Here is a 12,662-nt window from a genome sequence, read left to right as displayed (position 1 = left end):
CTGGTGAGCAAATGCGTGATTTGAGCGAATGGACGGGGCGACCGGCGCCGCAGGGTTTTTCTGCGACGGGACGATATGTGATGATCGAACCATATCAACGCGCGGTGCACGAAAATTCATTGTGGAATGCGCTGGGCGGCGCCGGCGTCAGCAAGCTCATCCGCTACTTTCCGAATGGCCCCTATGAAACCTCATCAGAGTTTTGCGACTGGCTGGATCAGGCCCAGCAGGAACAAGGCAGTGTAACCTGCGTCTTCCGCAGCCGGGTTAGCGGCGACATCGTCGGCATGGCAACGCTGATGCGGCCGGATCCGGCAAATGGCGTTGTCGAGGTCGGCGCGGTGGCCCACGGTGTCGCGATGAAGCGTTCGCCGATGTCGACGGAGGCGCATTACCTGATGGCGCGGCATGTATTCGAGGAGCTCGATTACCGCCGCTACGAGTGGAAATGCCACAATGAGAACGGGCCCTCCAAGATCACTGCCACACGCCTCGGGTTTCAGTTCGAGGGTGTCTTCCGGCAGCACATCGTCTCCAAGGGAAGCAATCGGGACACCGCCTGGTTTTCGATGATCGACGGGGAATGGCCGATGCTGAAACAGGCTTTCGAGGCCTGGCTCGATCCAGCGAACTTCGAGCGCGACGGCCGCCAGAAAAGGCGCCTGGAAGAATTGAGGGACGCGCGAGCATGATGGGGCTGCGGCGCGCTTCGGCCGCTGAGCGCGGGCGTGTGGAGAAGTTCCAGCGGGCAGCCTATGCGCGCACGGAAGCGACGGTCGGTGCACAGGCGATCCCGCTGGAGTGGGACTATGGCCAGATCCTTGAACAGTGCGAGGTCTGGCTTGATGAAAGCGGCGGCGCGCTCAGAGGGGTGCTGATCCTGCGGGTTCTCGATGAGGCGCTGTTTCTGGAATCGATTGCCACGGCGCCCGACGCTGCAGGATCAGGCCGCGGCCGCGTGCTGCTTGAGGCCACGTTCCAGCGGGCGCGGAAACTCGGCAAGACACGGGTCGGATTGATCGCCAATGGTCTCAATCCTGCACTTTCCTGGTACCGACGAATGGGGTTTCTGATCGACCGTGAAGTAGAGCAGCCCGGACGCCGGGTCATTCACATGTCCGCGGATGTGCCGGAGGTTTGAGGCTGATTAAGCAGCGGACGTGGTGGCCGCCGGATTGCCGTCGAGGTGCCGGGGTGTTGCAGTGACCGCGAAAAGGCTTATCTGGTGCCTAAACGCCGATTGCAAAGGACAACGCTCATGAGCGAACCGACCTCTTCAAACCGCTCTTCCGCGATTGCCGCGGCGGTCATTCTCGGGATGACCGGGCTCGTGTTCTATTTCATGCCGGCGATGATGATGTCGCTGTCGGAGATCTCACCATGGCTGTCCTATGCCCTGGCGTCGATTTTCGTCTTGGCATTTTTTGCGGTGTTCTGGCTGCGCGGCAGGAGCCGGCGCAAGCCTGGAGATACGCCCGAATAGGCGATCACGCCTGCAGTGAAGCCGCGAGCAGTAGCAGTCCGAGTGCGAACACCATCGCGGCACCCAGAATTTCGATGACAGTGCCGACGGCGCCTCCCATGGAAGCTCCGGCCAAACGGACAGCCGCACCCTTGGCCATGACCGCAAGCGTCGCCAGGGCAGACACCGTGATTGCGGTACCCAGCGCCATGGCGAAGGCAGAAACGATGCCGGCCATCCAGAGCCCGTTCAGCATCGAGAATGTAAGTACGATGAGCGCGCCGGAACAGGGCCTCAACCCCACAGCAACCACTGCGGCCCAGGCTTCGCGGACACTGAAATCCTGCCCGGATATCAACCTGGGGTCCGGCGCATGGGCGTGACCGCAGGTTGAACAGACCTCTCCCGCGGCGTGATCATGATGGTGGTGTTCATGCCCATGATGGTGATGGTGGCCATGGTGGTGATGGTGTTCGCCATGCGCATGGGCGGTCTGGACGGCCATGCCGCTTAATGCTGCCGGGGCGGGGCGCAGGGAAAGCAGCTTGCGGCTGAGCAGCCAGAGGCCGAAAGCTGCTATCAAGCCATAACTCGCCACTTCCATGAAATGGGTGGCCTCCGTCATGGAGACCGAGAGTCCTCGCAGCAGGTAATAGGCAGCGCCGACAACCGTGATTGCCGTGAGTGCCTGCAGCATGGACGAGAAAAGGGCCAGAACCACACCGCGTTTGAGCGCCACTTCATTGGCGATCATGTAGGAGGATATCACCGCCTTGCCATGGCCGGGACCAGCGGCGTGAAACACGCCGTAAAGGAATGAAAGGCTGACCAGCCCCCACATCTGCCAGGGATCGGTGGGCATGGCTTTGAGTGCGCCGGTCAAGGCGCGGTAGAATGCCTGCTGCTGCTGGTTGATCCAGTTGAGGGTGGAGCCGCCAAATCCCGTCGGCGAGATCGCCGGTTCGGCTGAACCGATGCCGAGGGAGGATTGCGCATGGGCTGCGCTTGCTGCCACGGTGAGGATTATGGCTGCTGCTGCAAGCCGGCGAGCAGTCCTGGCCGTCATAGGCATTCCAGCTCCAGCCGGGTGGCAAGCAGCTTCGACAGGTCACCACTTCCCGTGGTTTCGAAAAAGGCTTCTGTCAGCGATGCCTGGTTCTGGGCGATGATCTCGTCGGCGTCCGGCCGCACGACGGTGTTGGTGCAGCGTGTTGCCGACCCGCCGGTCACCATCATGTCCTCGTCATTGATGAAGTCGAGCGCCGCATACATGGTTGGATCAAACACACCGACAGCGATCTTGCCGTCGAGAACAAGTTCCTGGTCGGGGACGACCGCAAAGAACATCAGCAGCTGTCCGTCCTGGTAGTCGACATTGATGGTCTGGGGCAGTGAAATGCCGACGTCTTTTCCGTTGGCGGTGACGCTGACATAGTAATCGAATTCGGCAAGCGACTGGGTGACCATCTCGCTGATCTTGGCGAGTTCGGCGGTGTCCAGGACAAGATCGGAATTCTCGTCAAAATCCAGAACGACGCTCGAGGAAAAGACCTCATCGAAGCGCCAGACATTGCGAAACTCGATGACATGGCCGTCGGCGGAGGTTTCGATCTCGAGACGGGCTTCGGCAAAAACGTGGGGATGAGCGGATGCGGTGGTGGGCAGGATCAGGCCTGCCAGGAAAGCCAAAACTCGAAGTCGCCTGATCATGTCAATTTTCATTATTTGCCGCTCCGCCTGCTTTGTCCGCCGGGGCTGCTTTACACTGAATATGGACCAAATTTCGACACTGGAGTAATTGTGTTCCCATTGACGTCACTGGGCCGTCTTGAACCACTGGTTCAGGTAGTCGACAAATGCGCGGACTTTTGCCGGAAGATAACGGCGATGCGGGTAAATTGCGTAAATGCCGCGATCCGTCGTCGAAAACTCCTCGAGAATTGGTACAAGCGTGCCGCCCGGCTGGCGTTCCCGGAAAATGAAGTCCGGCAGGACTGCCACACCAAGTCCGGCCTCGGCCGCCCGCATTGCCGTCAGAGGGCTGTTGACCTCGAGCCTGCCATGCACGGTGACACCGAGAGCTGTTCCGTCCTTCCCCTCAAAACGCCAGTTGTTGAGAAACCGGCCATTGGTGTCGACGACACAAGGGATGTCGGCGAGCTGTGATGGGTGCGTTATCGGGCCGTGTTGTTGAAGAAACTCCGGCGAGGCGCAGGCCACCAAACCGAAAGCCGAGAGCTTGCGGGCAATCAGGCCGGAATCCTCAAGCTTGGTGATGCGGATGGCCACGTCATAGCCTTCCTCGACAAGGTCGACGAAGCGGTCGTCGGAAATGATCTCTAGCGTGATATCTGGGTGCGCAGCGGCAAAATCGATGAGTGAACGGCCAATGGCCGCATCGGCGAATGTGCGGGGAGCCGAGACCCGGATCCGACCCTTTAGATCGGTCGCACCCTCTCGGACCAGGTCCGCAAGATTGTCGATCTCTTTGAGAATATCAGAGGCGGTGCGGTAATAGATGTGTCCTGCTTCGGTCAAGGAGAACTGTCGCGTCGTGCGGTTGAGCAGCAACGCGCCGAGGTCGTCCTCGAGTTCGCGGACATATTTTGATAACAGCGCCTTGGAACGGCCGACCTTCCGGCCGGCAGCCGAAAAACCTTCCGCCTCGACCACATCGATGAAGGCGCGAATCCGGGTCAATGTATCCATCTGCGGCAGGTCCTTCGGTTCGCGCCGGTCTGCTCAGGACTGCGGCACTGTCTTCTTCGTTCGAACGATTACGTGATATTCGTTCAAGATTGGTGTTTTTCAAGCCCGGATGAAGAAATCACTTGATTGCGACAGGCGAAAATCCTAGATCGATTCTGCCCAAAGTCGCACGTGCCTGTGGGTGTCCGCCGACCCTCGAATGGTGAGGAATCGGTAAGGTACCTGGAACTAACCCCTCCAGTCGTTTTTCCGGCCAACCGGTGGAGCGAGGACATCTTGAAGCAACGACGGTGCGGGCCTTTCTGGTGTCTGCCGGCTTTCCAACAGCCGGGGTTACTGAAGAGGCACACCTTCATTGCCGGAAGTGCGGTCGGGTTCTCCAACCAATCCAAGGCAGACTAAACGGATCATAGCCCCAGCAAGGCGTGGTCCATGAATGCATCAAGCGTTCACACAGCCTTCCGGTTCCTCCAACGGCCGGAGCGGGGACGTGACCGTACGATGCTCTGTCTGAATTTGGCCCCGATACCGGGCCTGGAACGGAGCACCCGATGACGACTGCACGCATTCTTGACTTCATCCGCACCCGACGCCCTGATGGCCCTTGCCTGGTGGTTGATCTCGATGTGGTGCGCGACAATTTCCAGTCGTTCAGCAAGGCGCTGCCCGACAGCGCGATCTTCTATGCGGTGAAGGCCAATCCGGCACCGGAAATCCTGCGGTTGCTGGCCAATCTTGGCTCCAATTTCGATTGCGCATCGGTCGCCGAAATCGAAATGGCTATGAAGGCCGGCGCCACGGCTCACCGCGTGTCCTATGGCAACACCATCAAGAAAGAACGCGATATCGCCCGCGCCCATGCGCTGGGCGTTTCGCTGTTTGCCGTCGACAGCCACGAGGAAGTGGAGAAGATCGCCCGTGCCGCGCCCGGCGCACGCGTGTTCTGCCGCGTTTTGACCGACGGCGAAGGCGCCGAGTGGCCGCTGTCGCGCAAATTCGGCTGTGTGCCGCAGATGGCGGTCGATGTGCTTGTCTATGCCCACCAGCTGGGCCTGACATCGCATGGCGTGTCGTTCCATGTCGGGTCGCAGATGACCAATCCCGAGGCCTGGGACTCGGCGCTCGGCGACGCGAAACGCGTTTTTGACAAGCTGGCGCAGCAGGGCATCCATCTCAAGATGGTCAATATGGGTGGCGGTTTCCCGACCCGCTACCTCAAGGATATCCCGACCGCCCAGGTCTACGGCCAGGCGATCTATGCATCCTTGCGCAAGCATTTCGGCAACCAGCTTCCTGAAACCATCATCGAACCGGGCCGTGGAATGGTCGGCAATGCCGGTGCGATCAAGGCCGAAGTGGTGTTGGTGTCACGCAAATCCGACGAGGAAGATGTGCGCTGGGTGTTCCTTGATATCGGCAAGTTCGGTGGCTTGGCTGAAACCATGGACGAAGCGATCCGCTATTCGATCGTCACTGCCCGCGACGGCGACGCGATGGAGCCCTGTGTGCTCGCCGGTCCCACCTGCGATTCCGCAGATGTGCTTTACGAGAAGACGCCCTACCCGATGCCGGTTTCGCTGACCATCGGCGACGAGGTGCTGATCGAAGGCACCGGCGCCTACACGTCCACCTATTCGTCGGTGGCCTTCAACGGCTTGGAACCTCTCCGATCCTACGTGATCTGAACGGACAGGACATTTGAACCATGCCTGCCGCGTGTGCTGCGTGCCGGCGGCAGGTGCTTTGGGTCAGGTGGACCAAAGGGTGGCCGAAGGTTACCGCGTGCGCTTAGTCCGGGACATGAGGCAGCCTGCCCGCAACCAGACTGGTGCTGAAGCGCCTCTGCAATGTCCTCAGTAGCCCTCGGGGGGCTCGTCGCTGGTGATTGTAATGTTGCCTTTTTTGCACTTGTAGACCCGCTTCGGGACGTTGCTTTCCGTGCCATAGACCTCGAATGCTGTGGTGCACTCGGGTTTGGCCTGACTGCCAGTATCCTCAAAGCTGACCGATGGGCCGGTCTGTTGCACCACCCCCGGAAGGTTGCTGAAGTCCAGATCCTGTGCAATCGCGTAATTGAAGCTCGATGCCAGAACGAACGCGGCGGTTATCAAACGTGCATGCATCATCGGCTCACCCCTTTGCGATATTCGGCAGGGACCAGCATAGGTGAAAACGGGCAGACGCTCCACGGCTCATTACGTAGCGATAGTTTCTTATGCGTACCGCGGGCGAACTTGGGTGTGCTGCAGCCAGGCGTATCTGAAGGCGTAGTGATGGCTCTTTTTGGACAAAGCTATCAGCGAGGTACTTGCCGCCAAGATCTCGCGATTTGCCGTGCGTGCCATCCCCTTGAAGCTCGCCTTGCCGATCGCTCCGCAACCAAACGCCCTTGTGGCTATCTGACGGATGCGGCGATTGCATCAACCGACCGCAAGCTGAGGGCGGCAATGGTCAGTGTCGGATTGGCTGTGGCGGATGTCGGGAATGTACCCGACCCAAGCAAGAAAAGATTCGGATGGTCGAAACTGCGCAAATCCGAGTCGACGACTGCACTCCTGGCGTCCTCTCCCATCCTTACCGTGCCGATGATGTGCCCCGCGCCCTGGATGTCGGGCGAGTGCTTGATGTTCGTCGCCCCGAGAGCCTTGAAGATCTCATCGTGTGCCGCCTGGGCAGCCTCAAGGCCGCTGCGTGTGTAGTCGTCGAAGTCGAAATGGATGCGAGGCAGCGGAACGCCATTGGCGTCGCGCTTGTCAGGGTCGAGTGTCACGCGGTTTTCAGCATCGGGAGATTGCTCGACCAGCGACGCGAGCCTGATCTGGCGAGAAGTCGCGTCCTTGATGGCCGCATTCAGTTCTTCCCCGCGAAGTCCCTTTGCGGCAAGTTCGGCGGCGGTGCTCGCAGGCGCGCCTGTGGGCCAGCTGTGGCCGTCATTGCCAATCTCGATGCGAAAGGCACCGCGCTGCTTGCGAAAATCCCCGTCACGGAGATTCTCAATTCCAGCGGTCGAAAGCGGGCCGCGGTAGGGCCATACGGGTTCGGCTGCTTCGGCCCAGCTCAGCCGGGTCGGGTGATCCATCAGGTTGCGGCCGACCTGATCGGAACTGTTGGCGACACCGTTGGGTGCGTTGTCCTGCGCTGAGTTGAGCAGCAAGCGCGGGGTCTCCAGTGCGTGCGCGGCGACGATCACAACCTTGCCGGAAGCGGTTCCTTTGCTGCCGTCGGCACGGCGGAAATCCACGGAAGTGATCATCCCGTCCGCGCCAACATTGAGTTTTGTCGCGGTGGTTTGCTCATAAACCTTTGCTCCCGCCTGCTCGGCAAGCGCGACGTGAACGGTGGCATCGTACTTGGCCTGGATCGGGCAAATCGGGATGCAGGAATTGTTGCCGCAGCATTCGGGCCGCTCCTGCCGGTAGACCGAATTGCGGCCCTGAGGAGTGCCCTTTACTTCATATCGGGTTCCGTTCAATGCCGCGAGGAAGTGTTTATCCAGATAGGTCATCGGAATTTCCGGCATCGGATAATCGCCTGACCGTGGAGAGCCAAGATCTTCTGCGGAGTTGCCCGCAACACCGATCTCGTTTTCGGCAGCAAGGTAGAATGGCTCAAGATCGTCGTAGCCAATTGGCCAGTCAACGCCGTGCCCGTACAAGGTTTTTAGTTTGAAGTCCGACGGCAGATTTCGCAGCGTCGTCCCGAGCCAGTGCCAAGTGGTTCCGCCAACCACCTTGATGTAGGTAGATTTGAACAGTTCGGGACCCTGCTGCTGATAGAATTCTTCGATCCGGTGCGACAGCGGGTGCGAGGCCTCCGGGTCGTTGGGATAGGCTGATTCCGGCACCTTGATCTTGGCACTCCAGAACCGCTCGACTGATTCGTAGCGGTCAATTCGCTTGCCGGTTTCCAGAAACGCAACGCTCAGTCCCTTTGCTGCGAGCTTGGCTCCGGCGATGGCTCCCGCGACGCCGGTACCGACGATCAGTATGTCTGCGCTTATATCATCCGCCATGTGCCGGTTCCCGGAAATCAAAAATCATGAGATGGAGAAACGCTCAGGTGGCTGGAGGGTCAGCCCAGTATCCCATCGCCCCACCGCAGTAGCCCATGGGCTTGGTGTAACTCATTGCTGGCCACATCAGCGCGTCAGTGTAGGTGACGACCTCCTCGCTCTCAGGGTCAGGAGACACACCGGTGTACCAGGCTGCGACGACTTCATTTGCCAATTGCTGGTGATCTCCGCCAGCGGCAAGCGAGGCAAGATCATCGCCCTTTCCTGCCGCCTCGAAAGCTTTCAGGAATTGCGACGCATACTCGGCATCAAGGTCCTCATTGCCAGTCAATGTCTGAGAAAGGGTAAGGAATGTTTCGACGTCAATTGTCGCGGCATAGGCGCTTCCCGGCCAGCCGGCAACAGTCGCAAGAGCCAAGGTGCCGCCCCCAACCAGGACGAAGCGCCGTGTGGTGCAAAACGGTTGGGACGGAGCCCGCTGGGCCATGGTGTTTCCTCCTGTTGTCTATCCTAACGCTAACTGGCTGGATTGGTTCCCGTATTTCATCTGCGAGCTCTTTGCGCGACACACCATGCGGGGAAGCCATCGCAGATTTGACAATGGGCCTAAACGTCCCTATGTGAGCGCTCCGGGTCTGGAGCCCCGGCCGTCCGCAGGCGTTGAGCCATGGTGAAGTCTCCAGCTTACGAGCAGTCACCTTTTTGATGACATGCCAGATGGTGGAATGCGGGCACCCCTCGAATACGGCATGTCATGACAGGAGAACTGCCATGCGTGACCCCACGCCCTTGCCAAATCTGACGACATTGAAAGACCAGGCCAAACGCCTGCGAACCCGACTGCAAACCGGCGGCGAAACCGTCGGGCACTCCAAAGCGCTGGAGCTCGTCGCCGCGCAATACGGGTTTAATGACTGGAACACGCTGCATGCCGCGCTTGGCAACCGGAAGGGGCCGGAAAGCCTTGCGCCAGGGGCCCGGGTAACCGGAGCCTATCTCGGGCAACCCTTCTCGGCCCGGGTGGTGGGCATCCAGGCGATCACATCCTCGCCGGGAAACTTCCGGGTGTCGCTGGATCTCGATGAGGCGGTCGATGTTGTAACTTTTGACAGCTTCTCGGCGTTCCGCAAGAGAGTGAATGGCGTGATCGGCAAGGATGGCACCAGCCCCGCTCGCACGTCCAACGGCCGTTCGCAGCTGGAATTGTCCTGGTCTTGACCGGGGCAGCCGTCAGCCGGCTATGTCGACAACACCACAGTCGCCTGCTTGCGAACCGAACGCGAGCAGGCGGCCTGGCTTGTTCCAGGCCATGGCAGTGATCGGCCCCTTGCCGGGGCGGCGCAAAAGCGCTTCCTTGCTGTCGGCGATCCGGACCGCCAGCACCATACCGTCGCCGAAGCCGATGGCGACCAGATCCTCGGTCGGGTGACAGGCGACGCAGGTCACCATAGCGTCGGCGCGTTGTCCCAGTTCCAGCGGGGCCTTGCCCATCGGGCCGTCCTTGGCCGAGAACGGCCAGACGATGGCTGAAGGTGCGCCTGACGAGGCAAGCCACTTGCCCTTGCTGGACCAAGAGAGGGACTTCACCTTGGCTGGATAGCCGGTCATGCGCATGTGGCGCTGTTCGGCCCCGGGCTTGCCGTCGAGTTTCCAGCCATGCAGCGCGTTTTCCTGCATGGATGTGACCAGAAAGCGGCCATCGGGACTGAAGGTGACCTGGTTGTGGGCGCCCTTCCATTCAAAATCGAGCGCAGGCGCGCTGCCGTGCACGAAGGTGAGGGAGACGCCGTTGTAGCGCGCCATGGCAAGCCGCAGGCCCTTGGGGGCGAAGGCGAGACCTTCGATGGTCCGGGCTTCTTCAAAGGACTTTTCGGTTCCGTCACTCAGCAGCACGGTTGCAGCCTTGCCATCGGCGAAAGCCACGGCACCTTGCGGACCCGCTGCAACGACACTTACCCATTTGCGGGCCGGGCCGCGGAGCGTGCTCTCGCTTCCATCCGCATTGAGCCGCATGACCTTGCCGTCTTCGCCGCCCGTGACAAGCCCATGCCCATCCCAGGTCCGAGCTGTGGCAAGCAGCCCGTCATGGAGTTCATGGTGATGGGTTCCGTGGTCAAGGCGGACCACTTGCCCCGAAGCCAGCGCGAACACCGGCACTTCACCCAGAAACTCGGTTGCAAGGCAATGGTCGTCGAGATCAATCGGCGCAACTGTCGGCATGATCGTCGTTCCCTCAGGCCTGGCAGGCCAGGAAGGTGCGTTCGAGTTTCTCGCGGTCGAGGTCGCGGCCGATGAAGACGAGGCGGCTCTCGCGCTTCTCGTCCTCCTTCCAGGCCCGCTGATGGTCGCCTTCGACAATCATGTGCACGCCCTGGATCACATAGCGATCGGCATCGTCTTCGAACGCAAGGATACCCTTGAGGCGGAGAATGTTGGGGCCTTCCATCTGGGTGATCTTCTCGATCCAGGGAAAGAAGCGCTTGGGGTTGAGTGGACCAGCGCGCAGGGAGATCGACTTGACGGTGAGATCATGGATGTCGGCTGGTGCTGAATGGTCTTGGTGTGCATGGCCATGGTGATCATGATCATGATCATGATCATGATCGTGCCCGTGGTGATGATGCTCATGATCGTGGTCGCAATCGGGGCCGCAGGCATGGTCTGGATGACCGTGATCAAGGAAATGCGGATCGTTGTCGAGCGCACGGCTGAGATCAAAGGCCCCGCGGTCGAGCACGGCATCAAGGGGGACTGCGGCGCGCTCGGTGCGGTGGATGCGTGCTGACGGGTTGATCGCGCGCACGGTGCGTTCAACGGCCTCGAGCTCTTCCGGGGTGACCAGATCGGTCTTGTTCAGGACCACGACATCGGCAAAGGCGATCTGGTCCTCGGCCTCGCGGCTGTCCTTGAGGCGAGCGGGCAGATGCCGTGCATCGACGAGCGCGACCACCGCATCGAGCCTGGTCTTGGCGCGTACATCGTCATCCATGAAGAAGGTCTGGGCGACAGGGACCGGGTCGGCCAGGCCGGTGGTTTCGACGATGATGGCGTCAAACCGGCCGGGACGGCGCATCAGGCCTTCGACGACGCGGATCAGGTCGCCGCGCACGGTGCAGCAGACGCAGCCATTGTTCATCTCGTAGATTTCCTCGTCGGACTCGACGATCAGATCATTGTCGATGCCGATCTCGCCGAATTCGTTGACGATCACGGCGTAGCGCTTGCCGTGCGGCTCAGAAAGGATGCGGTTGAGCAGGGTGGTCTTGCCGGCGCCAAGATAGCCGGTCAGGACGGTGACGGGGATGGGAGCCACAGGGGTGGAAACGGGCGCTTCGCTCATCGGATCTCTCTGTCAGGAAGGTGTGTTTGACCCCCATATAGGCGTTTCGCCGAGCTTATGCCACTCGCAAGGAGATGATGTGATGGGCCAGAGCTTCGCCGGATTGGTGCGCGGCCTCCGCCCGGCCGCCGATGCACCAGTCACCACAGGCAAACAGGGTGTTCTGTGCGTTGCCGAGAAACGGTTGATCGAGCGGCTGTTCCACCAGCGCGTAGAGCCAGCGATGAACCTCGCAATGGATCGGATCGGGAAGGAAGTTACCCAATCCGGTCTGGCGCCGCATGGCCTCAAGCATCGCTGTTCTGACCGCATCTCGCCCGGCTTCGAGCTGTTGCCGGCTCCATTGCGGCGTTGCATGCAGGATGAAGGTTTCGCCGGTCCGGTCCGGTTTCGAGCCATTGCGTGCAATCAGCGCAAGCGTGTCGCCATCCTGCCCGCGAATCAGATCCGGAACATCAGCCAGGGTGCGGTCAAATGCCAGCATGGCAGACCAGCAGGGGGCCATGCGGACATTGCGTAGTTGCTCAAATGCCGGGTCAAGCGGTTCGAGCAGATCAAGCGCCTGGGGAGACGGGATGGCTGCAACCACCCGCGAAGCACGGTAAACCGGCGCCCGACCATCGTCCGCCTCAGTGTGCACGATAAGTTCCTCGTCCTGCCTGGCAATGCCAATCACCCTTGTTTGATAGGTGATGTCGAGGCCCTTGGCGAGGCTCTTGCCAATGGCGGACATGCCGGGTCTGCCGACCCACCATGTGTGAGCGCTGTCCTTGCCGACCGGATCCCAGGCAGCCAGATCGGCACTGCGCGAAAGTACGTCGAGAAGGCCGGAAAAACTTGCAGTCCGGTTGGTCAGATATTGAGCGCCGTGATCGAAGCTCCCGGCGTCGCTGCGGCGGGTCGACAGCCTTCCTCCGGCGGACCTCGATTTCTCGATAACGGTCACCTTGCGGGAATTGTTGGAAAGTTCCCGCGCCAGCGTCAGCCCGGCGAGGCCAGTGCCTATCACGAGGATGTCGGTTTCAATCATGCTGAGGTCCTGACGGTCTGCTTTGGCGAAGGGGTCGGTTCAGCAACTAGAGCTTTCTCAAGCAATTCAAGCACGCGGCAGTCGGGTGTAATCCGGTTCAGACGATCTG

Annotated in this window: 14 protein-coding genes; 5 read left to right on the top strand and 9 right to left on the bottom strand. The window is 60.4% G+C overall.

Annotated elements, in window-relative coordinates; translation table 11 throughout:
* The first annotated feature begins 11 nt into the window (after positions 1 to 11).
* The 3 genes from CRO46_RS06400 to CRO46_RS06390 all read left to right on the top strand — a co-directional run bounded on the left by CRO46_RS06400 (position 12) and on the right by CRO46_RS06390 (position 1,483).
* A complete protein-coding gene (locus CRO46_RS06400) occupies positions 12 to 692 on the top strand; it encodes a GNAT family N-acetyltransferase (protein WP_097106564.1) in 681 nt (226 codons plus the stop codon).
* A complete protein-coding gene (locus tag CRO46_RS06395) occupies positions 689 to 1,141 on the top strand; it encodes a GNAT family N-acetyltransferase (protein WP_179758969.1) in 453 nt (150 codons plus the stop codon). Before CRO46_RS06400 ends, CRO46_RS06395 begins: the two co-directional genes overlap by 4 nt.
* Before the next feature lie 117 nt (positions 1,142 to 1,258).
* Positions 1,259 to 1,483 (top strand): hypothetical protein, encoded by a 225-nt coding sequence (locus CRO46_RS06390; protein ID WP_097106043.1) that lies wholly within the window; start codon positions 1,259 to 1,261, stop codon positions 1,481 to 1,483.
* A gap of 4 nt (positions 1,484 to 1,487) precedes the next feature.
* Here the strand turns inward: CRO46_RS06390 and CRO46_RS06385 are convergent, their stop codons facing one another.
* The 3 genes from CRO46_RS06385 to CRO46_RS06375 all read right to left on the bottom strand — a co-directional run bounded on the left by CRO46_RS06385 (position 1,488) and on the right by CRO46_RS06375 (position 4,171).
* Positions 1,488 to 2,528: a nickel/cobalt transporter gene (locus tag CRO46_RS06385; RefSeq protein ID WP_097106041.1), complete on the bottom strand. Its 1,041-nt coding sequence runs from the start codon at positions 2,526 to 2,528 to the stop codon at positions 1,488 to 1,490.
* The gene (locus tag CRO46_RS06380; RefSeq protein WP_425479220.1) at positions 2,525 to 3,184 is read right to left on the bottom strand and encodes a DUF1007 family protein; all 660 of its coding nucleotides are present in this window, start codon (positions 3,182 to 3,184) and stop codon (positions 2,525 to 2,527) included. Before CRO46_RS06380 ends, CRO46_RS06385 begins: the two co-directional genes overlap by 4 nt.
* Before the next feature lie 93 nt (positions 3,185 to 3,277).
* The gene (locus CRO46_RS06375) at positions 3,278 to 4,171 is read right to left on the bottom strand and encodes a LysR family transcriptional regulator (RefSeq protein WP_097106037.1); all 894 of its coding nucleotides are present in this window, start codon (positions 4,169 to 4,171) and stop codon (positions 3,278 to 3,280) included.
* Between the two features lie 551 nt (positions 4,172 to 4,722).
* On the opposite strand from CRO46_RS06375, the gene odc2 reads away from it, so the two are divergent.
* The gene (gene odc2, locus CRO46_RS06370) at positions 4,723 to 5,856 is read left to right on the top strand and encodes an ornithine/lysine decarboxylase (RefSeq protein ID WP_097106034.1); all 1,134 of its coding nucleotides are present in this window, start codon (positions 4,723 to 4,725) and stop codon (positions 5,854 to 5,856) included.
* A 168-nt stretch (positions 5,857 to 6,024) separates the two neighbouring features.
* On the opposite strand, the gene CRO46_RS06365 is transcribed toward odc2, so the two are convergent.
* From CRO46_RS06365 to CRO46_RS06355, 3 genes are all read right to left on the bottom strand, one after another.
* Positions 6,025 to 6,297 carry a hypothetical protein gene (locus CRO46_RS06365; RefSeq protein ID WP_097106032.1) on the bottom strand — a complete coding sequence of 91 codons (273 nt, stop codon included), beginning with the start codon at positions 6,295 to 6,297 and terminating at the stop codon, positions 6,025 to 6,027.
* Between the two features lie 269 nt (positions 6,298 to 6,566).
* On the bottom strand, positions 6,567 to 8,183 hold the full coding sequence (locus tag CRO46_RS06360) for a GMC family oxidoreductase (protein WP_097106031.1): 1,617 nt from the start codon (positions 8,181 to 8,183) through the stop codon (positions 6,567 to 6,569).
* A gap of 43 nt (positions 8,184 to 8,226) precedes the next feature.
* Positions 8,227 to 8,670: a sugar dehydrogenase complex small subunit gene (locus CRO46_RS06355; RefSeq protein WP_097106029.1), complete on the bottom strand. Its 444-nt coding sequence runs from the start codon at positions 8,668 to 8,670 to the stop codon at positions 8,227 to 8,229.
* A gap of 284 nt (positions 8,671 to 8,954) precedes the next feature.
* Between CRO46_RS06355 and CRO46_RS06350 the strand changes: the two genes are divergently transcribed.
* The gene (locus CRO46_RS06350) at positions 8,955 to 9,401 is read left to right on the top strand and encodes a glyoxalase superfamily protein (protein ID WP_097106027.1); all 447 of its coding nucleotides are present in this window, start codon (positions 8,955 to 8,957) and stop codon (positions 9,399 to 9,401) included.
* Positions 9,402 to 9,413: 12 nt separating this feature from the next.
* On the opposite strand, the gene CRO46_RS06345 is transcribed toward CRO46_RS06350, so the two are convergent.
* From CRO46_RS06345 to CRO46_RS06335, 3 genes are read right to left on the bottom strand one after another with little or no spacing between them, the layout of a single operon-like run.
* Entirely contained in the window at positions 9,414 to 10,403 is a 990-nt protein-coding gene (locus CRO46_RS06345) for a WD40 repeat domain-containing protein (RefSeq protein ID WP_097106025.1), read from the bottom strand.
* Positions 10,404 to 10,416: 13 nt separating this feature from the next.
* Positions 10,417 to 11,523: a CobW family GTP-binding protein gene (locus CRO46_RS06340; protein ID WP_097106023.1), complete on the bottom strand. Its 1,107-nt coding sequence runs from the start codon at positions 11,521 to 11,523 to the stop codon at positions 10,417 to 10,419.
* Positions 11,524 to 11,578: 55 nt separating this feature from the next.
* Positions 11,579 to 12,553, bottom strand: coding sequence for an NAD(P)/FAD-dependent oxidoreductase (locus tag CRO46_RS06335; protein WP_097106021.1), 975 nt, complete (start codon positions 12,551 to 12,553; stop codon positions 11,579 to 11,581).
* Between the last annotated feature and the right edge of the window lie 109 nt (positions 12,554 to 12,662).

The organism is Parahoeflea halophila, from assembly GCF_900220985.1.
Classification (GTDB): domain Bacteria; phylum Pseudomonadota; class Alphaproteobacteria; order Rhizobiales; family Rhizobiaceae; genus Hoeflea; species Hoeflea halophila.
This window is presented reverse-complemented; position numbering and strand designations above follow the sequence as displayed.

What these genes read in the sequence shown, in the direction of transcription:
- CRO46_RS06375 (WP_097106037.1), bottom strand. Translation starts at nt 4,171, where the DNA reads ATGGATACATTGACCCGGATTCGCGCCTTCATCGATGTGGTCGAGGCG.
- CRO46_RS06335 (WP_097106021.1), bottom strand. Translation starts at nt 12,553, where the DNA reads ATGATTGAAACCGACATCCTCGTGATAGGCACTGGCCTCGCCGGGCTG.
- CRO46_RS06365 (WP_097106032.1), bottom strand. Translation starts at nt 6,297, where the DNA reads ATGATGCATGCACGTTTGATAACCGCCGCGTTCGTTCTGGCATCGAGC.
- CRO46_RS06345 (WP_097106025.1), bottom strand. Translation starts at nt 10,403, where the DNA reads ATGCCGACAGTTGCGCCGATTGATCTCGACGACCATTGCCTTGCAACC.
- CRO46_RS06360 (WP_097106031.1), bottom strand. Translation starts at nt 8,183, where the DNA reads ATGGCGGATGATATAAGCGCAGACATACTGATCGTCGGTACCGGCGTC.
- CRO46_RS06350 (WP_097106027.1), top strand. Translation starts at nt 8,955, where the DNA reads ATGCGTGACCCCACGCCCTTGCCAAATCTGACGACATTGAAAGACCAG.
- CRO46_RS06380 (WP_425479220.1), bottom strand. Translation starts at nt 3,184, where the DNA reads ATGAAAATTGACATGATCAGGCGACTTCGAGTTTTGGCTTTCCTGGCA.
- CRO46_RS06355 (WP_097106029.1), bottom strand. Translation starts at nt 8,670, where the DNA reads ATGGCCCAGCGGGCTCCGTCCCAACCGTTTTGCACCACACGGCGCTTC.
- CRO46_RS06390 (WP_097106043.1), top strand. Translation starts at nt 1,259, where the DNA reads ATGAGCGAACCGACCTCTTCAAACCGCTCTTCCGCGATTGCCGCGGCG.
- odc2 (WP_097106034.1), top strand. Translation starts at nt 4,723, where the DNA reads ATGACGACTGCACGCATTCTTGACTTCATCCGCACCCGACGCCCTGAT.
- CRO46_RS06395 (WP_179758969.1), top strand. Translation starts at nt 689, where the DNA reads ATGATGGGGCTGCGGCGCGCTTCGGCCGCTGAGCGCGGGCGTGTGGAG.
- CRO46_RS06385 (WP_097106041.1), bottom strand. Translation starts at nt 2,528, where the DNA reads ATGACGGCCAGGACTGCTCGCCGGCTTGCAGCAGCAGCCATAATCCTC.
- CRO46_RS06400 (WP_097106564.1), top strand. Translation starts at nt 12, where the DNA reads ATGCGTGATTTGAGCGAATGGACGGGGCGACCGGCGCCGCAGGGTTTT.
- CRO46_RS06340 (WP_097106023.1), bottom strand. Translation starts at nt 11,523, where the DNA reads ATGAGCGAAGCGCCCGTTTCCACCCCTGTGGCTCCCATCCCCGTCACC.